The sequence below is a fragment of the Streptomyces sp. NPDC033178 genome (assembly GCF_055577685.1).
This window is the reverse complement of sequence record NZ_JBVIPT010000018.1, coordinates 14,440-39,604: the sequence shown is the minus strand read 5'-3', so window position 1 is coordinate 39,604 and position 25,165 is coordinate 14,440. Positions and strand designations below refer to the sequence as shown.

The 25,165-nt window shown below is 67.7% G+C and carries 17 protein-coding genes and 7 pseudogenes; 18 read left to right on the top strand and 6 right to left on the bottom strand.

Features of this window, described 5'->3' with window-relative positions:
* Positions 1-287: 287 nt before the first annotated feature.
* Complete coding sequence (locus tag ACZ5VQ_RS36340) at positions 288-1,472, bottom strand: IS701 family transposase (protein WP_469108663.1); 1,185 nt, start codon at positions 1,470-1,472, stop codon at positions 288-290.
* Between the two features lie 98 nt (positions 1,473-1,570).
* Between ACZ5VQ_RS36340 and ACZ5VQ_RS36335 the strand changes: the two are divergent.
* The 4 genes and pseudogenes from ACZ5VQ_RS36335 to ACZ5VQ_RS36320 all read left to right on the top strand — a co-directional run.
* A pseudogene (locus tag ACZ5VQ_RS36335) lies at positions 1,571-2,289 on the top strand (IS5 family transposase); the annotation flags it as partial.
* 505 nt (positions 2,290-2,794) lie between these two features.
* A complete protein-coding gene (locus ACZ5VQ_RS36330; RefSeq protein ID WP_469108662.1) occupies positions 2,795-4,561 on the top strand; it encodes a reverse transcriptase/maturase family protein in 1,767 nt (588 codons plus the stop codon).
* A gap of 110 nt (positions 4,562-4,671) precedes the next feature.
* Positions 4,672-4,785 (top strand): annotated as a pseudogene (locus ACZ5VQ_RS36325) (IS5/IS1182 family transposase); the annotation flags it as partial.
* 68 nt (positions 4,786-4,853) lie between these two features.
* A pseudogene (locus tag ACZ5VQ_RS36320) lies at positions 4,854-5,093 on the top strand (winged helix-turn-helix domain-containing protein); the annotation flags it as partial.
* 62 nt (positions 5,094-5,155) lie between these two features.
* Here the strand turns inward: ACZ5VQ_RS36320 and ACZ5VQ_RS36315 are convergent.
* Positions 5,156-5,332 carry a hypothetical protein gene (locus ACZ5VQ_RS36315; protein WP_469108853.1) on the bottom strand — a complete coding sequence of 59 codons (177 nt, stop codon included), beginning with the start codon at positions 5,330-5,332 and terminating at the stop codon, positions 5,156-5,158.
* Positions 5,333-5,483: 151 nt separating this feature from the next.
* Positions 5,484-5,666: a hypothetical protein gene (locus ACZ5VQ_RS36310; RefSeq protein WP_469108852.1), complete on the bottom strand. Its 183-nt coding sequence runs from the start codon at positions 5,664-5,666 to the stop codon at positions 5,484-5,486.
* Between the two features lie 217 nt (positions 5,667-5,883).
* Between ACZ5VQ_RS36310 and ACZ5VQ_RS36305 the strand changes: the two genes are divergently transcribed.
* The 6 genes and pseudogenes from ACZ5VQ_RS36305 (at position 5,884) to ACZ5VQ_RS36280 (ending at position 11,342) form a co-directional block, all read left to right on the top strand.
* Positions 5,884-6,204: a GYD domain-containing protein gene (locus ACZ5VQ_RS36305; RefSeq protein ID WP_469108661.1), complete on the top strand. Its 321-nt coding sequence runs from the start codon at positions 5,884-5,886 to the stop codon at positions 6,202-6,204.
* Between the two features lie 134 nt (positions 6,205-6,338).
* Entirely contained in the window at positions 6,339-6,785 is a 447-nt protein-coding gene (locus tag ACZ5VQ_RS36300; RefSeq protein WP_469108660.1) for an SRPBCC family protein, read from the top strand.
* Between the two features lie 128 nt (positions 6,786-6,913).
* Positions 6,914-8,173, top strand: a complete 1,260-nt coding sequence (locus ACZ5VQ_RS36295; RefSeq protein WP_469108659.1) for a CapA family protein — start codon at positions 6,914-6,916, stop codon at positions 8,171-8,173.
* 27 nt (positions 8,174-8,200) lie between these two features.
* Positions 8,201-9,529, top strand: coding sequence for a phosphoribosyltransferase family protein (locus tag ACZ5VQ_RS36290; protein ID WP_469108658.1), 1,329 nt, complete (start codon positions 8,201-8,203; stop codon positions 9,527-9,529).
* A gap of 96 nt (positions 9,530-9,625) precedes the next feature.
* Positions 9,626-11,074, top strand: a pseudogene (locus ACZ5VQ_RS36285) (IS701 family transposase).
* Between the two features lie 10 nt (positions 11,075-11,084).
* On the top strand, positions 11,085-11,342 hold the full coding sequence (locus tag ACZ5VQ_RS36280) for a DUF7660 family protein (protein ID WP_469108657.1): 258 nt from the start codon (positions 11,085-11,087) through the stop codon (positions 11,340-11,342).
* A gap of 297 nt (positions 11,343-11,639) precedes the next feature.
* On the opposite strand, the pseudogene istB reads toward ACZ5VQ_RS36280, so the two are convergent.
* Together istB and ACZ5VQ_RS36270 are read right to left on the bottom strand one after the other, a co-directional pair.
* Positions 11,640-12,412 (bottom strand): annotated as a pseudogene (gene istB / locus ACZ5VQ_RS36275) (IS21-like element helper ATPase IstB).
* 17 nt (positions 12,413-12,429) lie between these two features.
* Entirely contained in the window at positions 12,430-13,626 is a 1,197-nt protein-coding gene (locus ACZ5VQ_RS36270) for a Mu transposase domain-containing protein (RefSeq protein ID WP_469108656.1), read from the bottom strand.
* A 121-nt stretch (positions 13,627-13,747) separates the two neighbouring features.
* On the opposite strand from ACZ5VQ_RS36270, the gene ACZ5VQ_RS36265 reads away from it, so the two are divergent.
* The 3 genes from ACZ5VQ_RS36265 to ACZ5VQ_RS36255 all read left to right on the top strand — a co-directional run bounded on the left by ACZ5VQ_RS36265 (position 13,748) and on the right by ACZ5VQ_RS36255 (position 16,751).
* Positions 13,748-14,578, top strand: a complete 831-nt coding sequence (locus tag ACZ5VQ_RS36265; RefSeq protein ID WP_469108655.1) for an IS5 family transposase — start codon at positions 13,748-13,750, stop codon at positions 14,576-14,578.
* A complete protein-coding gene (locus ACZ5VQ_RS36260) occupies positions 14,575-14,997 on the top strand; it encodes a hypothetical protein (RefSeq protein WP_469108654.1) in 423 nt (140 codons plus the stop codon). Before ACZ5VQ_RS36265 ends, ACZ5VQ_RS36260 begins: the two co-directional genes overlap by 4 nt.
* Before the next feature lie 296 nt (positions 14,998-15,293).
* On the top strand, positions 15,294-16,751 hold the full coding sequence (locus ACZ5VQ_RS36255) for a NucA/NucB deoxyribonuclease domain-containing protein (protein ID WP_469108653.1): 1,458 nt from the start codon (positions 15,294-15,296) through the stop codon (positions 16,749-16,751).
* Between the two features lie 46 nt (positions 16,752-16,797).
* Here the strand turns inward: ACZ5VQ_RS36255 and ACZ5VQ_RS36250 are convergent, their stop codons facing one another.
* Positions 16,798-17,238: a hypothetical protein gene (locus ACZ5VQ_RS36250; protein ID WP_469108652.1), complete on the bottom strand. Its 441-nt coding sequence runs from the start codon at positions 17,236-17,238 to the stop codon at positions 16,798-16,800.
* A gap of 586 nt (positions 17,239-17,824) precedes the next feature.
* Here ACZ5VQ_RS36250 and ACZ5VQ_RS36245 point away from each other — a divergent pair.
* From ACZ5VQ_RS36245 to ACZ5VQ_RS36225, 5 genes and pseudogenes are all read left to right on the top strand, one after another.
* Complete coding sequence (locus ACZ5VQ_RS36245) at positions 17,825-18,793, top strand: alpha/beta hydrolase (protein WP_469108651.1); 969 nt, start codon at positions 17,825-17,827, stop codon at positions 18,791-18,793.
* Positions 18,790-20,859, top strand: coding sequence for a vWA-MoxR associated conflict system protein (locus tag ACZ5VQ_RS36240; protein ID WP_469108650.1), 2,070 nt, complete (start codon positions 18,790-18,792; stop codon positions 20,857-20,859). Before ACZ5VQ_RS36245 ends, ACZ5VQ_RS36240 begins: the two co-directional genes overlap by 4 nt.
* On the top strand, positions 20,856-21,785 hold the full coding sequence (locus ACZ5VQ_RS36235; protein ID WP_469108649.1) for an AAA family ATPase: 930 nt from the start codon (positions 20,856-20,858) through the stop codon (positions 21,783-21,785). Before ACZ5VQ_RS36240 ends, ACZ5VQ_RS36235 begins: the two co-directional genes overlap by 4 nt.
* Positions 21,727-23,106 (top strand): annotated as a pseudogene (locus ACZ5VQ_RS36230) (SAV_2336 N-terminal domain-related protein); the annotation flags it as partial. The gene ACZ5VQ_RS36235 and the pseudogene ACZ5VQ_RS36230, both read left to right, overlap by 59 nt.
* Positions 23,107-23,120: 14 nt before the next feature.
* Positions 23,121-25,002 (top strand): annotated as a pseudogene (locus tag ACZ5VQ_RS36225) (ATP-binding SpoIIE family protein phosphatase).
* Positions 25,003-25,165: the final 163 nt, after the last annotated feature.

Genomic DNA, 25,165 nt, shown 5'->3' with positions numbered 1-25,165 from the left:
CAGACGATCGCCCGGTGACAGCAGACCCTCCAGCGGCGTGCCAGCGGGCCATAGCCACCCGTGGGCCGGCGTTGCGCCCCGACAGCACCGTGTTCTGGTAACTGCGCAACCCGGCCGGCTCTTACTACTGCAACGGTGCTTGCTCTGAGTGCTGGACAGTTCTCATGGGCTGTGTCCGCGTTGCTTGTAGTGGCTGACGCGGGCCTGGTGTTGTCGTCTCCGGTGCCAAGTTGACCAGTGCAGGATGTGGTCGGCGGGTGTGGGTCGGTGATCGGTGAGTCGGGTGATCAGGCGTCTGATCTCGGCGAGGCTGAGGTGGATGAGTTCGGAGGATCCGTTTCTGCTTTGTCGGCGTCGAGTGCGCGGGCGCGCAGGGCGGTGAGGCAGGCGTGGGCGGCCATGGCGAGGGCCATGTGGCGGTGCCAGCCGGCGTATCGGCGGACTTGGTAGTCGTCCAGACCGCATTCCTGCTTGGCGGTCTGGAAGCATTCCTCCACGGCCCATCGGCTGCCCGCGATGCGAATCAGCTCGTCCAATGTGGTGTCGGCCGGGCAGTAGGCGATGTAGTAGGAGATTTCCTCGGGCCGGCTGACGCTGCGGCGGGCGATGACCCAGTGTCGGCGGTCGGGCCGGTGCCAGGGGCGGACCTCGACGCGGGCCCAGTCGTAGATCCGCTGTCCGTGGGCACCTTGGCCGCAGGAGCGGCGTTTCCACTTCTGCCGCGGGAGGCCGGGAAACAGGTCGTGGACGGGGTGGTCGAGGGCCCAGCGGGTGACGACGGTGTCGTGGCGGGTGGTGGCCATGACATGGAAGACGTCCGCCTGCTCCAGCTCGAACCGCCAGCCCTTGCTGAAGCCGTAGGCGGCATCCGCGGTCACCCTCCCGAACGGAATCTTCTCCGCGATCGCCCGGCGGACCATCGCCTTGGCCATGGTCACCTTCGTCTCGAATCCGACCGTGTCGTCGATGCCGGCCCGCCGGCACCGTTCCCGGTCGTCCGTCCATGAGGTGGGCAGATACAGACGGCGGTCGATCAGCGTGCGTCCACGGTCGGTGGCGTAGGCGAGGAAGACCCCGATCTGGCTGTTTTCGGTGCGGCCCGCGGTGCCGGAGTAATGCCGTTGCACGCCGGCTGAACGGATGCCCTTCTTGAGGAAGCCGGTGTCATCGACGATCAGGACGGCGTCCCGGTCTCCGAGGTGTTCGACGACGTAGTCGCGTACGTCGTCCAGGACCTCGTCGGCGTCCCACTCGATCCGGTTCAACAACCGGTGGATGCGGTCGGGACCTGCGTGACCGGCTTCCTCCGCGAGCGTCCAGCCGTTCTTCCGTTCCAGCGGAGCAATCAGCCCCCGCATATAGGCCAGCGCCGACTGACGCGGCTCCTCCCGGTTGAACCGGTGCACGAACCGCCCATGCAATCGCTCCAACTCGCCCGCCCACAACCTGACATCAGCAAGGTCCCCACCCATAACCGCACCAACGACCGAGCTGGCCAGCGGTCACGGCAAGCACCGTTGCAGTATTACTGGCCATTTCGTTTGGTGTGATCTTGCGGGATGCTGTCTGTATGGCGAGTGAGCTTGTCGAGCGGTTGGTGCCGGACGATTTGTGGGAGCTCTTCGAGCGGGTGGTTCCTCCGGCGCCGTCTCGCCCTCAGGGCGGGGGCCGCCGTCGGTCGCACGGTGACCGGGAGGTCCTGGCCGCGAGCGTGTTCGTGGCCACGTCAGGCTGCACGTGGAATCAACTGCCGCCTGGCTTCGGCCCTTCGGGCGTCACTGCGTTCCGGCGGTTCACCGAATGGTCCCAGGCCCGTGTCTGGGCGAGACTCCATCGCCTGGTGCTGGACGAACTCGGTGGCCAGGGCGAGCTGGACTGGTCACGGTGCGCCATCGACTCCGTCAGCATCCGCGCGGTCAAAGGGGGCCGCTGACGGGACCGAATCCGACCGACCGAGGCAAGAGGGGATCAGAAATCCACCTGGTCGTCGATCGCAACGGTCTGCCCCTCTCCATCGGTATCTCTGGCGCCAACGTGCACGACAGCCAAGCCTTCGAACAGCTCGTCCGCGGGATACCGCCCATCCGATCCCGACGCGGCCCACGCCGACGCCGCCCGGCGAAACTCCACGGCGACAAGGGATACGACTACCCCCACCTACGGCGATGGTTACGGACCCGAGGGATCGCACCACGCATCGCCCGCCGAGGAGTTGAGAACTCTCAACGGCTCGGCCGGCACCGGTGGGTCGTAGAACGCACCATGTGCGCCACGTGGCGCTCTGTTTGTATCCCCGGTTCAGCCGGGAGGAACTCGGAAGGAGGTTCCTGGGCCAGATGACTTACCTGGATCCGAAAGGTGAAGGGGACAACAGCATGTCAGAAAACCAGTGACCGGGCTCAGTTGTCAGGGACGGTGTGCTGGGTGGCCCGCGCGATATGGCGAAGGCTGGATTGCTTGAAGCCTAATCTCCAGAAGATGCAAGTTCTCATCCGCCGGAAAGACGACTGAAACCGGCGCCGCGCTCTGCACGGGACCGATCGTGACCCGGTGCACTTCCGGAGCACGGAGCGATGTCCAACGAGGGCATTCAAGGAGATGAGTGGGACGCCTACGTCGCGCTATGACGTACAGCAGAGACGAACGTGGGATCGCCTACGGGACGCGAGTCCTATGGCGACGGAGGCCCCGTAGTAGTCGCCGGAGTCACGCCCGGCCAGGGAGGACGGGAAAGCCGTCCGCAGGGCGAAGGGGGCCAGGTGATTCGGACACCGAGACTCGGGAGGTATGCGAAATGCATAGCGCCGAAACGGTGCTGGGTGTCCGGCGTGGCCTGCCGTGTGACGAACTGTATCGACAGATGTCCAACCCGCAGTTATATCTGCTGGCTTACGGGCGCATCTACGCCAACCACGGTGCGATGACACCCGGAGTCACGAAGGAAACAGTGGACGGCATGTCCCAGCGGAAGATCGGACGCATCATCGATGCGATGCGCCACGAGCGATACCGATTCCGCCCCGTGCGCCGTGTGAACATCCCGAAGAAGAACGGGACAACGCGGCCGCTAGGACTGCCGACATGGTCGGACAAGCTCGTCGGTGAAGTCGTACGCCTCCTACTGGAAGCGTATTACGAGCCGACGTTCTCCAGCCATTCTCACGGGTTCCGACCCCGGAAGGGATGCCACACCGCCTTGCGCGAGGTGGCTCATACCTGGACCGGAACTTCTTGGTTCGTCGAGGGAGATATCGCCGACTGCTTCGGGAGCCTGGACCATGAGGTCCTGCTCTCGATTCTCGGAGAGAAGATTCACGACAACCGCTTCCTTCGGCTGGTGCGCAACATGCTGACGGCCGGATATGTGGAGGACTGGAGGTGGGGAGCCACACTCTCCGGAGCACCGCAAGGTGGAGTGGCCTCCCCGGTCCTGTCCAACATCTACCTGCATAAGTTGGACGAGTTCGTCGAGAAGGTTCTCACTCCGGATTACACCCGAGGGGAACGCCGGGCTCGCAACCTGGAATACCTCGCGGTGGCCAATGTGTTGGCAAGGGCACGCCGGCGTGGCGACAGGGCTGAGGTCCGACGGCTGCGTCAGCAGATGTACAGCTTGCCGAGCTCCGATCCTGACGATCCGGGGTTCAGGCGGCTTCGCTATGTCCGCTATGCAGACGACCACCTGCTCGGGTTCACCGGACCAAAGGCCGAGGCCGAGGAAATCAAACAGCGTTTGGTTGAGTTTCTGCGTGATGAACTCAAGTTGGAACTCTCCCATGAGAAGACGCTGATCACTCACGCCAGAACCCAGGCGGCACGGTTTCTCGGCTACGAGATCACAACTCAGCAGAACAGCAGCAAAATTGCCGATGGCCGCCGTGCGGTCAACGGTCAGATTGCGCTGCGTGTCCCACTGGATGTGATCAAGATCAAAAGCTCCCCGTATCTCGATCGCGGAAAACCCGCGAAACAACCGGCCCTGCTGAATAGCGACGACCACGCTATCGTCGCCACTTTCGGGACCATCTATCGGGGAATCGTCCAGTACTACCTGTTGGCCGGTGACGTTCACCGGCTGCACCGCCTGCGATGGGTCATGGAGACCTCGATGCTCAAGACCCTGGCAGGAAAGCACCGTTCAACGGTGACGAAGATGGCAGCGAAGTACAAGACCACCCTCGAAACACCGAGCGGTCCTCGCGTTGCTTTTGAGGCCCGCATTGAACGGAAGAACAGGAAACCACTGGTCGCACGGTTCGGTGGGATTCCACTCCAACGGCAGCGGGCGGCAGAGATTGTCGATCGTGAGCCGGTCCGGGTGGACTATCCGCAGAAGGAACTCGTCGCGAGGCTCCTTGCGGATACCTGCGAGATCTGCGGGAGCAGGGGCAACGTTCAGGTTCACCATGTCCGTGCACTCGCCGACCTCGCACATGCCGGATGGCAGCCTTCTGACTGGGCGCGCGTCATGCTTCACCGACGCCGCAAAACGGTTGTGGCTTGCGACACTTGCCATGACCGAATCCATTCAGAACGGCCTGCTAAACCACTCACGCAGTAGTCACTGGAGAGCCGGATGACAGGAAACCGTCATGTCCGGTTCGGCGGGAGGCCGTGCGGAAAAGGACTCGCCTTCGGCGGGCACCTCGCTGCGCGGCCCACCCATCCGCCTGGCTCGGCGGATGCCGACGCCTGCACCGCCGCTACGAACGCAAGGCCGATCATTTCCTGGCCTTCACCGCGATCGCAGCCACACTCATCTGCTACCGAAGACTCCCCAAATGAAATGGCCAGTTAACGGTGCGGGTAACGTCGGGTCGTGACGGGTGTCGTGGGCGGGCTATGTCGGGAGGATGAGGTATCCCGATGGCGGTGGATTAACGGCCGTGGCGGGCGCTGGCGTCAGGTGGGTTGGCAGGCCCCTGGCTTCCAACGGCTCCGGCGACGCCCGCTGCAAGCTCGACGCAGGACAACTGCGCGTGCTGGAGACAGTGTTGGAGGCTGCCCTCGGCTGGAGTGACCAGTGCTGGACGCTGGCCCGGATCGCCGAAGTCGTGCGCCGCCGGTTCAGCGTCGAATACAGCCTGGCCGGGGCGAACACGGAGGTGGGCGGCGCCCCGAATCCGCGGCGCCGCCCACCTCCTGCCGGACCACGTCAGGTGGCAGCCCGGCAGTGCTCGGGGAGAAAGGACCAGTGGTCGGGAAAGGCTTTGCGCAACAACTGCCTGGCCAGCTCGCTGACAGGCAGCCGCCCGTCCGCCGCACCGTATCCACTGACCGCCGCCTGCCCGGCCCGGGCCTTCAGCTGCGCCTTACTCTTCCGAAAAGGCATGCACCACTCTCCCGTCGATTCCCCTTCCATCACCCGCCCCCTTATTTTGCCGGTTCGCCCTTTATGGGTAACGCCTTACTCGAAGGGATTACGTAAAATCGCGGTATCTGCACCTGATCGGCCGACTCGACCCTGGCGTGCGGGTGGAGGGTCACGCCGCCGCAGGGGTGCAGTGCGTCACTACCGTGACCCGGATCACCGGGTGACGGTGCAGTACTTCCGTGACACGAACTACGGGCGTGTAGATCTTTAACACGCCCTCGGCGGTGCCGAGGCCATGCACCTGATCCGTCGGCGCCGCACCACTCAGAACAACTGACGCGGGATCGGCCACGAGCGGCGCTCCCGCTCGGGGACCGGGGCCGGACCTCGTCGAAGCTCATCGCAGCCCGGGACCTGCGGCTGCGATGAGCTTCGGCCTGCAGCCGCGTCGTGGCCCAGCGCAGGCGGGCTCGTCAGCCGTATGGGTGCCCACCGGTGACGAGAGGTGTGTGGCGAAAGGTAGACAAGGTGCAGAAGTGACTACTCAAGCGCGTATGAAAGGTGAAGCCATGGCGAAATACCTCTTCAAGGTCAAGTTGACCGTCGACGGACTGAAGGGCCTGCTCGAAGAGGGCGGTACCGCGCGTCGCGAGGTCGTCGATCATATGGTGCAGAGCATTGGGGGTCGACTCGAGTCGATGTACTGGGCCTTCGGTGACGACGACGTCTACGTCACTGTGGACCTGCCGGGCAATGCCTCCGCCGCGGCCATGGGCCTGGTGGTGTCGGCGGCCGGTGGTGTGCGTACGAGCACGGTCGTCCTGCTGTCGCCCGGCGAGATCGACGAGGCGGCCCGTCAGAAGGTGGAGTACCGCGCGCCCGGCGCATGACGCCAGCGTTGCCAGCCGCCGGAAACGGCCCGCGCCCACGCCCCTGATTGCCGCGTTCGCCCCGTCCGGTTGGTGGAGTTGGTGCGTCGCCGGCACCGTGGGATCATGTATATAAAGTGATAAAAGGTGATGAAATGTCCGTGATCAAAGAAAGCATCGACATCTCCTGTCGCCCCGAAGACGTCTTCACCTACGTGACCGATCCCTCGCACCTCCCCGAGTGGCAGGAGAGTGCCGTGTCGGTACGCCCCGTGGGAGAGGCTCCTCTGGCCGTGGGCTCGAGAGCCGTGGTGACCCGGCGGATCGGTCACCGGGACATCCCGATGACCTCGGAGGTGACCGAGCTGGATCCGCCGAGGAGCTGGCGGGTCGACGGCATTGACGGTCCCATCCGAGGACATGTGAAAGGGACTATCGAGCCGCTCGGCGACGGTGAACGGTCGCGCCTGACGATGTCCCTCGACTTCGAGACGCATGGAATCGGCAAGGTGCTCGTTCCGCTCGTCGTCCGTCCGCATGTGCGCAAGGAAATGCCGAGGAACGAGCAGACGCTGAAGAGACTGCTCGAGGGGAGTGCGTGAACCCGGCGGCGCTCTCTGGCTACCGACCCGGCCTCGCCCCCAAGGGGCGGGCGCCGGAGGGCATACGCCTGCAGGCCCCCGTTCGCCGCCCGGGAGCAGTACCCGCCGGACCGGCCTAACCTGGAGGAATGGGCAGTGACCTCGTCACGCTGTTCCTGGCCGGCGATGTGATGCTCGGCCGCGGAGTCGACCAGATCCTTCCGCACCCCGGCGATCCGAAGCTGCCGGAGTCGTACATCAAGGACGCCCGCGCCTACGTGGAGCTGGCCGAGGCGGCGAACGGCATGATTCCCCGTCCGGTCGACTTCCCCTGGCCCTGGGGCGACACGCTGGACGTGCTCGCCGCCGACGCCCGGATCCTCAACCTGGAGACCGCCGTCACGCAGAACGACGAGATCGCGCCCGGCAAAGAGATGCACTACCGGATGCACCCGGCCAACCTGCCCGGTCTGGCCGCCGCCCGTCCGCACGCCTGCGCCCTGGCCAACAATCATGTGCTGGACTACGGCCGCCGCGGGCTGGAAGAGACCCTCCACGCCGTGGCGGACGCGGGTCTCCGCTCGGCAGGGGCGGGGCAGGACGCCCACGCGGCCCGGCGTCACGCGATCGTCCCCGTCGTAGGCGGTCGGCGCGTCCTGGTCTTCTCCGTGGGGATGGCCTCCAGTGGCATACCCGGCAGCTGGGCCGCCACGGCACAGCACAGTGGGGTCGACTTCGTCGCCGAGCCGTCGGATGCCGCCGCAGCCGGGATCGCAGCCCGGCTGCGTCCGGCCAAGCGGCCGGGAGACATCGTGGTCGTCTCGGTTCACTGGGGCTACGGCATCCCGCGTGACGAGGTCCGTTTCGGCCATGCGCTCATCGACGGCGGCGCGGACGTTGTGCACGGGCACTCCTCGCACCATCCGCGGCGGTTGGAGTCGTACCGGGGAAAGCTCATCACCCACGGCTGCGGCGACCTGATCAACGACTGCGAGGGAATCGGCGGCTTCGAGGAGTACCGGGACGACCTTCGGCTGCTGTACTTCGTCACCGTGGACCCGGACGACGGTAGGTTCCACGACGTGCGCATCGCCCCGATGCGGTCCCGGCGGATGCGGCTGGAGCGCGCGATGGTCGAGGACTCGCGGTGGGTGCAGGACGCTCTGGGCCGGATCAGCCGGGCCTACGGCTCACACGTCGAACGGAACCCGGACAACACCATCACCGTCCGGCCGCCCCAAGGGGCCGCAGGCGTAAGCGCGACCATGCACCCGACGGGGGAGCGCGGACTGCTCGGCGACGCACACGCCCCGGCGCGCCGTTGGCGCGTGTCGTGGACTCACCGGGCTCCGGGCCGCTGGACCGTCTCCGCAACGGCCGGGCGCGCACAACGGACAGTCGGGACTTGAGGACCGCACCTGACCCGGGAGGCGACCATGTACTTCACAGACCGAACCGACGCGGGCCGGCGGCTCGCCGCCCGCCTGCACCACCTCAAGGGCCAGGATCTGGTGGTCGTGGGACTTCCCCGCGGCGGCGTCCCGGTCGCCGCGCAGATCGCAGAGGCCCTGGGCACTCCGCTCGACGTTTGCCTCGTACGCAAGCTGGGGGTGCCCTCCCAGCCGGAACTGGCCATGGGCGCCATCGGCGAGGAAGGCGTGCGCGTCGTCAATGAAGCGGTGGTGCGGGCGACGGGTGTGACCGGCCGTGATCTGGCGGCGGTGGAGGAACACGAGCGCGGCGTCCTGGAGCAGCACGCCCGCCGCTATCGGGGCGAGCGGCAGCCGGCCCGGTACGGGGGACGGACGGTTCTGGTGGTGGACGACGGTCTGGCGACCGGCTCCACGGCACTGGCGGCCTGCCGGATTGCGCGCGCCCGCGGCGCGTCGCGGATCGTGCTGGCGGTTCCCGTGGCGCCACACAACTGGTCGGCCCGCCTCGGAGGCGAGGCGGACGAAGGCGTCTGTCTGCACACATCCCGGCAGTTCCACGCGATCAGTGAGTTCTACGCGGACTTCGGGCAGACGAGCGACGAGGAGGTCATCGCCTGCCTGACGCATAACCACGCGGCGCACGCCACCTCCGACGCGCCGTCGGCCGCGGGCAGCGCCTCCCCGGAGCACGATTCCCTGCCCTATGACAGGTCGGTCCGGATACCGGCCGGAGGCACCGCGCTCGACGGGCGGCTCACGGTGCCCCGCGGTGCCCCCGGGGTCGTCCTCTTCGCCCACGGCAGCGGCAGCAGCAGGAAGAGTCCGCGCAACCGCTTCGTGGCCACCGGGCTGAACCGTGCCGGTCTGGGCACGCTTCTGTTCGATCTGCTCACCGAGGCCGAGGCGGTGAACCGGGACAACGTGTTCGACACGGCGCTGCTCGCCCGCCGCCTGACCCAGGCGACCGAATGGCTGCGCGAGCAGCCCGACACCCAGGGCACGGAGTTCGGTTACTTCGGTGCCAGCACAGGCGCCGCCGCCGCGCTGTGGGCCGCGGCGGAGCCCGCCGCAGACGTCACGGCGGTCGTCTCCCGCGGAGGCAGGCCGGACCTGGCCGGCCCCAGGCTTCCGGAGGTGAAGGCTCCGACGCTGCTCATCGTCGGGGGCCGCGACCACTTGGTCCTGGACCTCAACCGGCAGGCCTCGGCGCGCATGAGTTGCGAGCATCAGCTGGCCACCGTCCCCGGTGCCACGCATCTCTTCGAGGAACCCGGCACCCTGGAATCGGTCACCGAGCTGGCCAGGGACTGGTTCAGCAGGCACCTGGCCTGATCCGGAAGCAACGGCTAGCGGTGGTTTGTTGACGGCGGGTTCGTGCGGGAGTAGGCCGTGAGGTGAAGGAGTCAACTACGGTCTGGGGAGCCTGAGATGACGAAGCGGCTGCCGTGTCCGCCCGCGCCGGGTCCGCTGGAAGCGTACGCCGCCGGCTTCGACGATCTCTTCGGGACGTTGGCCCAGCGGCGGGGTTTCGCGAGTATTTGGCCGGCCTGTTGCTGCCGCGGGACCGCAACAAGACACTGACGTGTCTGGCCGGCACGGAGCCCGTGGTGGGTGCCCAGCATGCGGCGGTGCAGCGCCTGCAGTTCTTCCTGTCCGAGTCGACCTGGGACGGCGAGCAGGTCAATGCCCGCCGCCTGGAGTTGTTGCTGGCCGACCCAGCCACTGCGCCGCATGATGGCGGGGTGCTGGTCATCGACGATTCCGGTGACCGCAAGGACGGCGGCGCGACCGCGCATGTGGGCAAGCAGTACCTGGGCTCGGTCGGGAAGATCGACCGTGGGGTGGTCACGGTGACCACCTGCTGGGCCGACGAACGCCTCTACTACCCGCTGCATGCCGTGCCCTACACCCCCGCCCACCACTTCCGCGGCGGGAAGAATGACCCGGCCTTTCGCACCAAGCTGCAGATCGGGGCCGCCCTGGCCCGCGCGGCGAAGACAGCGGGCGTGGTGTTCTGGGCGGTCGTCGCCGATTGCGCCTACGGCGACCACAACACCTTCCGCGCTGAATTGTCCGACGCCCGGTTGCCGTTCGTGATGGCTCTCAAACGCGGCCACGGCACCTGGCAGTACAAGGACGCCTTCCGGCCCGTCGATGCCTCCCGCGAACTGGCCTGGTACGGCCCCGAACAGAGCGGCGACTGGCAGCCGGTGACCCGCACCTTCCGCAACGGACGCACCGCGCCCTGGTGGGCCGCCGACGCCCAGCTGGGCTGGTGGGGACCGGACGGCGTGATCCGGCTCGTGGTGGCCACCACCGACCCGGCCACCCTGCCCGAGACGTCCACCTGGTACCTGGCCACCAACCTGCCCGGCCCGGATCACTCCGCGAGGCGCACAGCCGCCACCCCGCCCCGAATTCACCGAAGTGGTACGGCTCTACGGGCTGCGGCACTGGGTCGAGCAGAGCTACAAGCAGGTCAAGGACGAGCTCGGCTGGGCCGACTTCCAGGTCCGCTCCGACACCGGCATCCGCCGCCACCAGACCCTCGTGAACTGTGCCTTCAGCTTCTGCTGGAACACCTGGTTCACCCCCGGCCCACCCCCGCCCGCTCCAGTCGGCCCACCACCCGAGCCTGACGCACCGTCAGGACCGGCAGAGAGGGGGAGAACCCGGGTCCCAGCAGCCCCGACCGGCCTGCTGGCCCCAGGCCATCCGCGCCGTCCGTGGCTGGCTGATGCCCTGGGCCACGCTGCAACGTTACTGGCGGGCCTGGACGACGGAGCCCCCGCCCACAGCACTACAGCAACTGATCAGCACCGTCGGCACCGGCAGACCCCTGAACCTCTACGTCCGGGCCTAACAAACCACCGCTAGGGTCGTGGCCATGACCGCTCCCCTGTCACCTGATGATCACTTTGCCGACCGAGAGGCCTTCAGCGCCTTTCTGGCGCGGTTCCGCGCGGACCATGCGGAGAACGGCGCGGACTGGGAGAACGGGACGCTGGACAGCTTCCTAGAGGCTCTGGACGCGTGGGTCTCGGATTCCCCTGGGTGGTACTCCAACCATGGGCAGGATCTGCCGCCCACAGGAGACTGGGACTTCTTCGCGCGAGCACTGAGAGCCGCCCGGAACTACGAGTGAAGGTGGTGGCGTCCTCGTCGGCAAGGGAGGCGAAGGCCTCCTGCATGATCTCGTCTGCGGTGCTGGGCCGTGACCGTGAACAGCGGTGCCACCAGAGGCGATGCATGCGATGCCTACGGTGCGATTGCGGGGATCAGAGGGCAGCGGGTGTGGGGGGAGACGGCGGGATGAGGGGCACGACGGGCGTCTGAGGCGGGGTGCTGGCCGGAGGCGCATCCCCCGTCCCGTCGCCCGGTGGCTGCTGCTGTCCCCGTACTGATCTGAGTGCTCCGCCAATTACGGAGTTATGTGCACCACTCAGGCCACGTCGGTGTCCCGTTCGATGGCTTGGAGGCGGTTCTTGAGGCGGTAGCTGTTGCCGTTGATCGAGACGACCTCGCAGTGGTGCAGGAGACGGTCGAGGATGGCGGTGGCGAGGACCTCGTCGCCGAAGACCTGGCCCCAGTCGGCGATACCGACATTGGTCGTCAGAATCGTGGACGACTTCAGATACCTCTGGTTGATCACCTGGAACAGGGCCGAGGCCCCGTCCTCGGGCAGCGGGAGATAGCCCAGCTCGTCGATGATCAACAGCTTCGGTCCGGCGAAGAAGTTCATGCAGGTCTTCCAACGCCCTTCGAGCGCGGCCTTGTGGCACTTGGCCGCCAGTTCGGCGGCGGTGGTGAAGTAGACGCGGTTGCCGGCCTCGACCGCGGCCCGCCCGAGCGCGACGGACAGCATGGTCTTGCCGACTCCGGGCGGCCCGACGAAAGGACGTTGGAAGCGTCGTCGAGGAAGCGCAGAGTGGCCAGGTCGCGGATGAGTTTCTCGTCGACGCCCGGCTGGGCGGCGAAGTCGAAGTCGTTCAGGGTCCAGGGCTCGGGCAGGCAGGCGAACCGCAGCCGGGCCGCCAGCCGGCGGGCCTCGGTGGTCTCGACCTCAATCTCCAGCAGCCGCTCCAGGGCCGCGGTCAGCGACTTCCGCTCGGCGCGGGCCTGATCACAGACCCGGTTCAACGCCTCGGCAGCATCGTTGAGTTTGAGGTAGGACAGATGGCCCCGCAGCTGCTGGAAGCGGCGTGCTTCGCTCATCTGCATCGGCGATGTACTCACTCCTTGTTCTCCTCCTTCGGTGAGGGAACACTCCGCAGCCGGTCGGCCACGGCGGCATAGTGGGACAGGTCGATCACGACCCGTTCAGCCGGATCACCCGCGGCCTGCTGCCCGCGCAGCCGCTCGGCCTCCGCGAGAGCGGCCTGCGACGGCGGGCGGCGGACCTTGTTCTTGCACGGAGCCCGGTCGGAGAAGGCGGCCAGTACCTCGCGTTCCAACGCGATCACGTGCCCGGCGTCCCGCACTGTCTGCCCGGCGCCGCGGGGTGCTCGGCGGTGGCGGGCGATGACCGCCCGGCCGGCGGTAGCGATGCTGAGATGGTCCTCACCGAGCCGGTGCAGGACCCGGACCTGGGCGCCGGGCAAGCCCGGCGGCACCGAGTACTGATTCCCCTCGAAGGACACCAGGCTCTGGGCACTGACCATCCGCTCGACCTCCAGCTCGGCCGGGAACGGACGAACCGGGATGTCCAACAGCGGTTCACAGGCGGCGAGTTCACCCACGGTCATCTTGACCCCGGCCACCACTCGGCGCCGGTCGTCCATCCGGACGGCGAGCTTGTCGATGCCGGACTGAGCCTGGATGACACTCAGCGCGTCAGGGACCGTGCGCCACCAGCGTTGCGCGGCCGAGTGGTTGGCCTTCTCCACCACGCCCTTCCGGTTGCCGCGGCGCGGCGGGCAGATGTCCACCCCGACCCCGTAGTACTTCGCGACCGCCGCGAAGGACGCGGTGACCTGGCCACTGGAGGGATAGCAGACCGTCGCCATCCGGTCGAAGCGCCACCGCCTGGCGGTGCCGCCCAGCTTGCGCACCATCTGATCGAGGGCCTGGACCAGGTGCGGGAAGTCCTCGGACTCCGCGAGCACCGCCCGCCACCGGCCCGAGTGCGCGAGCGCCCCGACCAGCAGATGGGCGTGCTCGCCCACTCCCCACCCGTCGGGCGCGTCCGGCAACTCCAGCCAGTCGAACTGGATTTCCTCACCCGGCGGATGCGCGATCACCGCGACGTTGCGGCCCGTCGCCGCGTGGCACGGCTCGCAGTGCGGCCGGGCCTGATACCGGCGAAGGGCACGGGTGAACGTCGAGTAGCCGCCTTCATATCCCAGGCCGGTGACCTCGTCGAACAGCGTCGAGGCCCACAGATGAGGATCATCGGCCAGCCGTTGCCGGCAGTAATCCAAGTACGGCACGAACGCATCCGGGCTCTGAGAGGGCGGAATGAGAGTGCATAGGGGTTTTGTCGTCACCGGAAGGTGTGGCGGTGCGGCGTCCCGGCCGGTCGGCGGCCATGGGCATGTTGAGCTGGGCACCGTGAGCGAGCGCAAGCCCTACAAGACCGACGTGAGCGACGAGCAGTGGGCGCTGGTCGAGCGTGTGATCGCCGCGTGGAAGGCCGCGCATCTCTCGGTCAGCGGCCATCAGGGTCGGTACGCGATGCGGGAGATCGTCAACGCACTGCTCTACCAGGGCCGGACCGGTTGCCAGTGGGAGCTGCTCCCACATGACTTTCCGCCACCCGGCGCGGTGAAGTACTACTTCTACACCTGGCGTGACGACGGCATCGACCAGACCATTCACGACCTGCTGCGCTGGCAGGTGCGGGAAATGGCGCGTCGGAAGGCGGACCCGAGCCTGGTGGTGCTCGACACCCAGAGCGTGCACGCGGCGGCCGGAGTGCCCGCCGAGTCGACGGGGCGCGATGCGGCAAAAAAAGTACCGGGCCGCAAGCGCGGCCTGGCCGTTGACGTTCTGGGGCTGGTGATCGCGGTAGTCGTGGCGGCCGCGTCGGCGCACGAGAACGCCGTCGGCATCGCGTTGCTGGACAAGGTCGCCGCCGACACCGACACCGTGCAGAAGGCCCTGGTCGACCAGGGCTTCAAGAACGCCGTCGTCGCGCACGGAGAGAAGGTGGGCATCGAGGTGGAGGTCGTGGAGCGCAATCCCGCGCAGAGCGGGTTCGTTCCCCAGGCCAAGCGGTGGGTCGTGGAACGCGCGTATGGGATCCTGATGCTGTACCGCAGGCTGGTGCGCGACTACGAGCATCTGCCCCGCAGTTCGGAGTCGCGGGTGTACTGGGCGATGACCGCGGTGATACTGCGTCGGCTGACCGCGGCGACCACGCCGGCCTGGCGCACCGCATGACCGGCGGGGAGCTGACCCTCGGCGCGGTGCTGGCACGGCTGGAGGAGCGGGAACGCGAGATCACCGTGCAGGCCGAGACCACGCGAGAACAGATCATGCATCTGACCACACAGCTCGACGAACTCGGCCGGGCCGCCGAGGAAGTCCGGATCACCCGCAAGACACTGCTGGGGCTGCCCGACCCGCAGCCGCCCGCGCCGCCGGCACCGAAACTGCCGGACCATCCGGCCTACGAGCAGATCATGGCGGTGTTCACCGCGGCCGACCAGCCGCTGCGTGCGCGGCAGGTGTGCGAGGCGATGGACATGGCGGTCGCGCCCAACAACATCAACAACGTCCGCCTCAAGCTCAAGCGGCTGGCCGGCCGCGGGATCCTGGCCGAGACCGAGCCAGGCTTGTTCACTCAGCCCCGGCCGTAGTCGACCGAAGTCGCCACGACCTGCCCGCTCGTCCCGCACGAAACGAAGAATCGGGCATCAGGTCTCATACCGCCCTCTCACGTGTGTGGGCTATGTGCTGCCTGCGGGGTGGCCGATACGCTTCTTGTCAATGATCTTTGGGTTCCCTTTGCTTGTACTTGATTTGACCGTGGTCTACGGGGCGGGGAGCGCCGTGAGCGTTGCCCGAGGCGCACGATCCTGCCTGCGCAGGCCGTGTCCTTAAGGGGGAGTCCAAGTTGAGAGCACGTGCGTTACACATGGCGGTTTTAGGGGCGATGTCGGCGGCTTTGCTGCTGGTGGGGGCGGTTCCTGCCCAGGCGGCTCCGGACGCTGAGGGGCGGTCGGGCCAAGACGAGGTGACCTACAAGGTCATCCCGTACGTGATCTCCGACCCGGATCTGGTTGCCCATCCGGAGAAGGTGGTCAACGAGCTCAACCGCAGCGGCGGTTCGCTCAAGGCCCTCGGGGTGGCGCCGGCCACCAAGGACGGGCCGTCGAAACTGACGAAGCTCAGGACCGAGGCTCAGGTCAAGGCGGACCCGGAGTCGTATGTCGTCGACTCCTCCCGCTTCCCGGCGGGCCGGATCCCGGACGACATCTACGACTACCCGTCCTCCGACACGTGCGAGGACCAGTACGACCTGGCCGCGCGTGACCAGGGGTGGATCAAGAACCGGTATTCGTACTGCCAGATCCACCTGCTGGCGATGCCGGCCGTCGAGTGCAGCATCTTCCCGCCGTTCAGGTGCCGTGTGACCGGGGTCTTCATGTCCCGCAACCGGCTGATGGGCTTCGGCAAGGTCGGCGGCGCCGAGCACGTCGCCACTTCGCGGTGGGCGGACTTCCGTCTACAGGTGGGCGTCATCCGGGCGACCGGCCCCTTCGCCGAGTCCGGAGCGGACCTCACGGCCGAGATCGAGTGCGAGGGCAACTACCTGGACGACGACTACCCGCAGGTCGATGACAACGCCTGTTTCGGCGGCCTCAGCAGCGAGGTCGAGAAACCGATCAGTGAATGGCGGCGCGACGGCTCCGCCCATCTGGACCTGCTCTCCCAGGCCTCCAGCCCGGACGCCTCCAAGGGCGAGCAGATCGGCACCGGTGTCTTCCACATCGAGTACGACTTCGACCTGCCCTGGTACTTCCAGTTCATCGACACCGAGTCCCCCGAGGGCGGAATGCGCTTCGACTCCGCCTACTACCTGCAGTCGCACAAACTCGGATCGGTGTTCGACCGCGCGGTGCCCGGCCTGTCCTACGACGCATCCGACCCGGCGGTGGGCGAAGTGGCCCAGCACCTCCACGACGCCCGCACCAACCCCGATGCCACCATGCCCACACGGACGGGCAAGCATTTCGCCGGTGCCACCCCCGGCGACCCCATGCACCGTCTCGCACAGGCCAAGGGCGAGGCGCAGAGCAGCCGGTACGCGGAGAATCGGCGGATCTCAGGAAACTACTGCCGCACCAAGGAAATGCGGGACATCCGCGATTCCCTGCCGGCCTCCGGCGGCCCGTACGAGTGTGACGAGTACCCCATGGCGTCCACCTACGAAGGCGCGGGCCGCTCGACCTACGACGGGGCCCAGTACGAGGGCCACTACTCCGTCCGATGGGTGAAGGGAACGGTGAACGGGGAAGCTGGGCAACGGCTCGGCCGCTGGTACGACGTTGACCGCATCCTCGATCACGACGCCTTCCACATGCCCATCACCAACATCGCCGGCCAGTAACCGGGCACTGCCCGACACGAGTGCGAGCTGGTGCAGTTCTGGCCATTCACAGAGATGGCCAGAACTGCACCAGCGCCCACCCCTCCGGATCATCGCTGCTGCCCGAGTAGGGAGCGGCGCCGGGACGCCACGCCGCCCGGACGCGCCAACGCCCTGGATGCGGCAGCGTGAAGACACCGTTCTTGCCGCCAGCCGCGATCTCATCCACGAGGAAACGTCCGGACGGCAAATCCATCTCCGCTTCCCCCTGCACCGGCCACCGCTCTGGAGTGAACTCCGCAGGGCCGTCCCACGCCTCGAGCCGCAAACGGGTATTGAGTACGTCGTCGGGCGTCCGCACGTACAGCATGGTCGAATTCGCCGCGACCGCCCCGGTGCCGTCCGGCATGGCGGGGTGCTCTCCCATCTGCCCGTCTTCATCCACCAAGCCGAACAACCGGTGATCGATAAAGATGTTGAGCTCGGTCGCCGCCAGCAGCCCCGCCATGCCCTCTCCCTTCGCCTGCTACGCGTCACAGCACCCGACGCTACCGGCCGAAGTGAGCCGCGTTGCCGCGTGGGCCCCTCACCTGTTGGTGTCCTCGTACCTGTGCGAGGACACCAACGCGAAGCAGGCCGCTGTGCTGCGGCCTCCCGGGGACCGACAGCCGCGTGCCTGGCTGCGATCGGCCTGCGCGACACCGCACGGTCACGGCGTGCCGCGGGCCCATCGGCGCCACCTGGCAGGCGTCTCCGGCGGCATAGGCACTCGCCGGAGCGTCCGACGGCACCGGCTGTGGGCTCGACTGGAGCCTGATCTTCGGGCCGGAGCCCTCGGCATGCGCAGCAACAGCGTTCCCCGCGCCCCTTCGCGCCCCTTCGCGGCCTTGCAGGGGGCTGATCCCGTTCGGATGCGCAGCTCAACGCTTCCCGGTTCGGGCCAGCAGCATCGGGCTATCTTGCACGTCGCCTGCGCGGGGGTTGCTAATCTGCTCCTTCTCCGACAAGCGGCTCGCGGTGACTGCTGTTGTACACCGCACCGTTGCTCTGCGTGTGTGCGGTGGGAGAGTAGGTAGGGGAGGGGGACCCTGGACGTGAGAGCGGCCTTAGTGTTCGTTCATGGGATCGGTGGCGTACGGGACCCTGAGACGGAACGCGACTCCTGGCTCGCCGCACTGGCCATCGGAGCCCGCAAGGCGGGTAATTCGCCGGAGGCTTCGGCACTGGCCCGAAACGGCTTCGCCGACGTCGCCTTCGCCTACTACGGGGACCTGTTCACACGTCCCCATGCCCAAGGCGGCATGGCGCCGCACGACGAGTCCGGCGAGGGCGAGGTGCTCCGGCAGTTGCTGGAGGACTTGATCGACACGCAACTGGAGACCTGCCCGGACGAGGGGGAGCGACGTGTCCTGCAGTACGCGCGCGTGGAGCTGACGGCGACACAGCAATCGCAAGGCAGCGGGGACTTTGTACGGCGGCTGGTGAATGTCTGCACAACGCTGCTGGCCCTGCCCGGCCTGCGCCGCGGGGGCCAGTGGGCGAGTGGCCGGCTCATGGCAGGGCACCTCGCTCAGGTGACCCGCTATCTGGCCAGGGCGGAGCCGGACGGCGACGGACGCACGCTCGACGAGCGCATCCGCGGCCGCGTCCTCAGCTTCTTGGACGATGATCGGCCGACGGTCGTCATCGCGCACTCCCTCGGGAGTGTCGTCGCCCTGGAGACCCTGCACCACCACCAAGGGTCCATACCGCTGCTGGTGACGGTCGGATCCCCGGTCGGCATGCGCACCGTCGTACACCCCCGGCTGCGCCCCCAGCCGCCTACGACCCCGGACTGCGTGGAGCGCTGGCTCAACTACTGGGACCGGGACGACATCATCGCCCCGCGCCCGTGGCTGGAGCGGGACGTGCTCCCCAACCCCGGCGGCTGCCTGCCCGTGAGTGATCGGGTGGACTCCGACGGCCTCTGGGTCCACACGGCCACCAAGTACCTGGCGCAGGCCAGTGTGGCCGGACCGGTCATGGAGGCCATCCGTCTGGCAGGGGAGAGGTCATCGGCATGACCGCTTCGCGACTGCTTCTCATCCTGGCGCCCCAGAACACAGCCATGGGCCACCTGAACGAGTTGGAGGGCGCCACACACGCCTTGAGCGAGGTACTCCAGCAGGACGATCTGGGCCACTGCTCCCCGGCGCTGCCCGATGGGCTCGCCGTGCTGTACGGGACAGACGCGACGCAGGCACGGATCGAGGCGGCGGTGCGAGCCGCCGCCCGGCGGGCCGGAGACGACGGCGCCACACTGGTCCTGGCCTTCCTCGGCCATGGAATGGCGCCGCGCGGACGCCCGGAGCTGTACGTGATGGGAGCTGACGCGCAGCCGGACGTACTCGGCAGCGCGGTGAACGTCGGCCATCTCATCGTCCAGGCGGCGGAGCAGCCGGGCGTCAACGGCGTCATTGCTCTGGTCGACACCTGCCATGCTGCGGGAGCCGTACCCGACGTCAAGGCCCTCGTGGCAGGGGTGCGGGGCGGACGCACCCGCGTCTCCCTGCTCATGGCCTCCGGGGCCGAACAGGAGGCGTACGACCTTGTCTTCAGCAGGCAGCTCGCTGAACTGCTGAGACAGGGCATCCCGGGCGCAGGAACACACGCCGGGGTATCGGCCCTCCGGGAGCAGTTGCGCCACACAGTCATCGGCCAGGACATCGTCAGCCTGGAGCACGACGGTGATCACTTCGCGGTGCAAGGCCTGTGGCTGTCGCACAATCCCCGCCACACCGGCGCCGGTCGCCCCGGCCCGGGCCCGCTCGGCGCCGAGGAACTCCGATCAGTGCTGGAAGCGGTCGGCCCCGCCGTGGCCTGGCCGGAGCCGTGGTCACTGCATGAGCTGGACCGGGTACGGCACGAGATACAAACGATCAAGGAAAGCGGCACGGGCATCGGGCCGGTTGCCCTCGTCCATCGGGCCATCCACGTCGTGGACGGCCTGCGCACCTGCCTCGTCACCCAGTCCTTTCTCACCTCCTGGATCGGCAGCAGCCTCACCACCCAAAGGCTGCGCACGGCACTACCCGCGCTGCCCGCCGACGTGTACGCACTGGTACCGGACACCACAGGCACCGCGCTGCTCACGGACCTCCTCGAACTGCTCATCCTGCGCGCGCCGCGGGTCGGCGCCAGCCGGACGGCCCTGGTCACTGGCTTCGTCGCGGCGCTTGGTGCCGACGCCGGGCTGGATCTCTCCGCTCCCGAGGCCACGACATGGGCGGATGCCTGCGGGGCCAGGATCGAGCTCAACGACGCCCAGGAAGACCTCTCGCGCGGCCAGGCCGCGCGGCGGCTGCGGCTGGTCGTCAGCCTGCACGCCACGGTGGCGGACGACTGGCCCGAGTCGCTGGGCCTGTGGCTGCTGGACGGCGGCACGACGTGCGAACGAGCGGAGCTCGTCTGTGCCCCGACCCAGGCGGCGGTCGAGGCGAAGCTCGGAGAAGCCGTCGCATGGGCACGCAGGCACGCCCGGCTGCGCCACGCGCCACTGAAGCACGTAGACGTCGCCGTCCCCACGTCGCTACTCCTGCGCTGGAAGCCCGAAGAGACCGACTTCGGCGTGCGCCTGGGCGTGAACCACGATGTGGTGGTGCGCTGGAGCATGCGTCTGAACCCACCCGCCCACCTGTGGTGGATCAACGACCACGCCCGGGCGGGCCTGGAGCGGATGAGCGCCTGTGCAGCTAAGGCCCCCATCGACTGGCTGGCCGAACAGGACGCGGGCCAACCTCAAGACCTCGGACACCGGTTACGGGCCGGTATGTACACGCGCGCGGTGGCATTCGCGCACCGCCCGGCCCACCTGAAGCAGCTGATGGAGCTCCTGCTGGCGTACGTGCCCGTCGTGCTGTGGCCCGACAGCAACAAGGACTTCTCGCCGACGGAACAGGCGCTCCTGGACCTGTTCTGGGACCGCCTGCCGACCGAGCTGGCCGAGGCGTACCGGCGGCGCTGGCAGGGCACTTCCGCCGCACCGTACGACCGGCTCGCCGATCTGAGATCCGTCTGGCACGACCTCGAATGGCTCGACTTCTGCAGTTGGTTCGACAGCCACGACGCCGTACACGGGAGCGTTTCATGACCTGGAGTCCGTACTACACCGGGGACGGTATCCCGCGAGACGTGGAACTCGCGCCCCCTCCGCCGTGGCGGACGTTCCCGCGCCGCGCGATGGCGAAGCAGTTCCAGCCCCCCGTGGGCCTCGTAGAGTCCGTGAACGCGGCGTTGCACCTGCGGCGGCCGCTGCTCGTGACGGGACCGGCCGGATCGGGCAAGTCCACCGTCATCGAGCAGGTGGCCAGAGAGCTGAAACTCGGAGCCGTGCTGCGCTGGCACATCACGTCCCGCAGCACCCTGACCGAAGCGCTGTACCGGTACGACGCCCTGGGCCGTATCCACGCGCAGCGGCTCGGCCAGGCCGGTGGAGTCGATGACATTGCGCCGTTCATGCAACTGGGGCCGCTTGGCACGGCCTTGCTGCCGTCGGATCCTCCACGCGCTCTGCTGATCGACGAGGTGGACAAGAGCGACCTCGATCTCCCCAGCGATCTCCTTGACGTCCTGGAACGCGGCGAATACGAGATCCCCGAACTCGCCCGCTACCAAGAGGACACCGTCTCCGTCCGGCAGTGGGGCGGCGACCAGCATCACGACATCGAGCGGGGCCGAGTGCGCTGCACACAGTTCCCGTTCATCGTGATGACGAGCAACGGGGAACGCGACTTCCCGGCTGCCTTCCTGCGCCGGTGCATCCGCTACACCATGTCGCCGCCGACGGTTCCCCTGCTTCGGCAAATGATCATGGCTCATCTGCAGATCGACATCGAGGACGGAGGGCCAGTGCGAGACCTCGTCGACGAATTCGTCGCCAGGCTGGAAGGCGGCGACAGCCTGGCCATCGACCAGCTTCTCAACGCTGTCCATGTGATGTCCGGAGCTGCCGCGCCAGATGGCGCCGGACGGCAGCACGTCGTCGAGCTGCTCATGCGAGAGCTATCACGTGCCTGACCACTTGTCGCACGTATTGCACGGCCTGCACGCGGCCGGGACGGACCTGGACGCCACGGCGCTGGCTGAAGCTGTCTGGCTTGCCTCCACGCTCCGCAGGGAGACCAGCCGGTGGCAGCCGGGCACCGAAGAGCCCCGACCGCTGTCGCCGGGAGCCGATGCCGGGTACGGGCACCGACCTCGCGGCGGCCGGGCAGCGGTTGGCCCACCCCGGCCCGGCGCGACGATGCACGAGCAACTGCCCGACAGCCTCAGCAGCGTGCCCGGCGAGTCCATTGCTGTCACGCGGGGACGTGCCCTCCCCAAGACCTTGGACCTCTTACGCGCACTGCGGGCCTACAAACGGCCGTGGGTAGCCGGCCTGCACACGGAACTCGACATAGAGCAGACGATCGACGGCTACGCCCGCAGCGGTGAACTGATCCCAGCGTTCCGAGCCGCTCCGGAGCGATGGTTCGACCTGTTGCTGATCGTTGACCGGTCCCTGTCCATGCAAGTGTGGAAGGAAACGATCAGCGAGCTGGAGCGCGTGCTGGATCACCTGGGAGCCTTCCGTCTGCTGCGCACCTGGGGGCTGACGTTCGAAGACTCAAAACCCCACCTCCACGATCACCAAGGGGCAGTGGCCGGCCCCGACCACGTGCTTTCCCCTCAAGGCAGGCGGCTTGTCCTCCTCGTCTCCGACTGCTCGACCCCCGGCTGGTACCAGCCGGAGATCTGGCAACGACTGCGCACCTGGGCCCAGTCCACGCCGGTAGCGCTGCTCGACCCACTGCCCCCGAAACTCTGGCGGCGCAGCGCGCTGGACCTCCCCGGCGTCACCGCCACCCAGGCCCTACCGGGCAACGGCAGCACCACACTGCACTTCGACGCGCCGCTGCTCCTGGAGGACTTCACGGACCCCCCTTCGCCATGGCTCCCCGTGCCCGTCCTGTCGCTGAGCCCGCATTCCCTCGGCCGCTGGGCACGAGCCCAGATGCGCGGCGATCCGGGCGGCTGCGACGCGGTGCTTGTTCCCCCGGCCGGGCGCGTCCGGCGCGGCAGCACCCCTCACGTCCGCGCCACACCGGTCGACCCTGTCCAAGCATTTGTCCGGACGGCCTCGCCAAGTGCGGTCAAACTCGCTGTCCTGTGCGCAATGGTCGGGCGCATCGGCCTACCGGTGCTCCAACTGATCCGGCAGGAGCTTGTGCCCGAGGCCACGGTCGCCGACATCGCCGAGCTGATCACGAGTGACATCGTGTCCCTCCATCCGCAAGACCACGGAACGTTCGTGGTCACCTTCCGCAGCGACGCCGAAGAGACACTGCAGCGGCTCCTGCCCCAACACGAGGCCTGGCGACTGTGCGGGATGCTGGAGAGATACGTGAGCGCCCGCGCCCACGGCACAGTGAGCGTGCCCGCAGTTCTGCACCATCCCGATGCGCTGCAGCATCTTTCCGCCGAAGTGCGGCCGTTCGGCCAGGCCGCCCATAACGTGCTGCGGGCACTCAGCGCCAGCGACGGCGAAAGAGAGCCGGACAGCATGGCGTCGGTCCTGGCCTCGGCGACAGCTCGAATCGCCGGCGAACTCGACATCGACGAGATCATCCATGCCCTGTTCGACACCGCGGTCCCGGTCTTCGCCGACGGCCTCATTCTCTACCTGCGCGACCCCCTGCCGGTCGGCGATCAGCGGCCCGTCGGCCCCGTCGTGCTACGGCGATGGCATGAGGACCGAAGCCGGGAGGGCCACGGCATGGAGGATTTCCTGGCACCGCCGTTCCGTTTGGAGCCTGGCCTCGACGAGGCCGAAGACATCTGCGAGGTCCGGCCCGGCAGTGTGCTCGCCGAGCTGCTGCGACAGGTGCGCCCGATCTTCACGGACACGCCCGCAGCCCAGACCGCACTGCCCGAACTCCTCGGCGAGAGCGGCGCGTTCGCCGTGCCCGGCGGGCAACGTGCGATCTTCGCCCCGCTACGGGGCCGACGCCGCGTGATGGGCACCGCGCTCTTCCTGCGCCGCTCGGAGCGCATTCCCTTCAAGGGCGACGACCGCATGATCGCTGCCCAACTCGCCACGCACACCGCGCTCGGCATCGACAAGGCGGTGCTATACGCCAGCGAGGCGTACAGCGCCGACGAACTGCAGCGCACCATGCTGCCCGAGACCCTGCCCCGGCCAAACGGAATCAGGCTTGCCTCCCGATACCTTCCCGCCTCGGAGGCTTCACAGGTGGGCGGCGACTGGTACGACGCCATCCCGCTGCCCGGCAGCCGGGTCGCCCTCGTCGTCGGCGACGTCATGGGGCACTCCATGTCCTCAGCGGCGATCATGGGCCAGCTGCGCACATCCCTACAGACTCTGGCCGGCCTCGATCTGCCTCCACACGAGGTGCTGCACCACCTCGACGAACAGGCCCAGCGGCTCGGTACGGACCGCACGGCGACCTGCCTCTGTGCGGTCTACGACCCGGTCTCGCACCGCATCACCATCGCCAACGCTGGCCACCTCCCGCCCGTCCTGCTCCACCTAGACGGGCGGGCCGAGGTACTGGCCGTACCGCCGGGCACCCCCATTGGCGTAGGAGGTGTGGACTTCGAGGCCGTAGAACTGGATGCGCCCCCCGGGGCAACCCTGCTCCTGTACACCGACGGACTGGTGGAGTCCCGGCTGCAAGACGTGTGGACCGGCATCGAGTTGCTGCGCGAAAAGCTCGCCGAAACCGCACAGCTGACCGGGCCCGACTATCCACCCCCGCTGGAAGCCCTGTGCGACGAGGTACTCGACACGCTCGCGCCCAACGACCGGGACGACGACATCGCGCTGCTCGCCGCCCGCTTCGAGGGGATCGCACCCAATGACGTGGCACTCTGGACTCTGGAGCCGGAGCTCACCACCCCCCGCAGAGCTCGCCAGCTCACCCGCCGCGCGCTGACCCGGTGGGGCCTTGAAGCTCTCATCGACCCGGTCGAACTGCTCGTGAGCGAGGTCGTGACCAACGCCGTGCGCGAGGCCTCCCTGCCGGTCACCTTTCGGTTGCTGCGTACCAACGTCCTGCGCTGCGAGGTCGGCGACGACGTGCCCCAGGTGCCGCGGCTCCAGCTGCCGCGGATCAGCGACGAAGGCGGACGCGAGTTCTACCTGGTGAACAAACTGGCCAGACGGTGGGGCAGCACCCGGCTCAGCACCGGCAAGATCGTGTGGTTCGAATGCTCCCTGCCGGACACTTTGTAGACCATTCCTTGACCTTCAAACAGCTGGAGTGCAAACCGAGTTGGGTGACGGCGGGAGTTGACGGGGTTGCCCGGGCGTCTAGCTGATCTGTCTGCGGCCCGCCTGTGAGCTGCCGTTGAACGGCCTCATGGTGCACTGTGCTGCCACGCCGGTCGGTAGAAGT

Excerpts from the sequence above, each read along its gene's own strand:
- ACZ5VQ_RS36340 (WP_469108663.1), bottom strand. The coding sequence starts at position 1,472 with ATGGGTGGGGACCTTGCTGATGTCAGGTTGTGGGCGGGCGAGTTGGAG.
- ACZ5VQ_RS36330 (WP_469108662.1), top strand. The coding sequence starts at position 2,795 with ATGCATAGCGCCGAAACGGTGCTGGGTGTCCGGCGTGGCCTGCCGTGT.
- ACZ5VQ_RS36315 (WP_469108853.1), bottom strand. The coding sequence starts at position 5,332 with ATGCCTTTTCGGAAGAGTAAGGCGCAGCTGAAGGCCCGGGCCGGGCAG.
- ACZ5VQ_RS36305 (WP_469108661.1), top strand. The coding sequence starts at position 5,884 with ATGGCGAAATACCTCTTCAAGGTCAAGTTGACCGTCGACGGACTGAAG.
- ACZ5VQ_RS36300 (WP_469108660.1), top strand. The coding sequence starts at position 6,339 with ATGTCCGTGATCAAAGAAAGCATCGACATCTCCTGTCGCCCCGAAGAC.
- ACZ5VQ_RS36295 (WP_469108659.1), top strand. The coding sequence starts at position 6,914 with ATGGGCAGTGACCTCGTCACGCTGTTCCTGGCCGGCGATGTGATGCTC.
- ACZ5VQ_RS36290 (WP_469108658.1), top strand. The coding sequence starts at position 8,201 with ATGTACTTCACAGACCGAACCGACGCGGGCCGGCGGCTCGCCGCCCGC.
- ACZ5VQ_RS36280 (WP_469108657.1), top strand. The coding sequence starts at position 11,085 with ATGACCGCTCCCCTGTCACCTGATGATCACTTTGCCGACCGAGAGGCC.
- ACZ5VQ_RS36260 (WP_469108654.1), top strand. The coding sequence starts at position 14,575 with ATGACCGGCGGGGAGCTGACCCTCGGCGCGGTGCTGGCACGGCTGGAG.
- ACZ5VQ_RS36255 (WP_469108653.1), top strand. The coding sequence starts at position 15,294 with ATGTCGGCGGCTTTGCTGCTGGTGGGGGCGGTTCCTGCCCAGGCGGCT.
- ACZ5VQ_RS36250 (WP_469108652.1), bottom strand. The coding sequence starts at position 17,238 with ATGGCGGGGCTGCTGGCGGCGACCGAGCTCAACATCTTTATCGATCAC.
- ACZ5VQ_RS36240 (WP_469108650.1), top strand. The coding sequence starts at position 18,790 with ATGACCGCTTCGCGACTGCTTCTCATCCTGGCGCCCCAGAACACAGCC.
- ACZ5VQ_RS36235 (WP_469108649.1), top strand. The coding sequence starts at position 20,856 with ATGACCTGGAGTCCGTACTACACCGGGGACGGTATCCCGCGAGACGTG.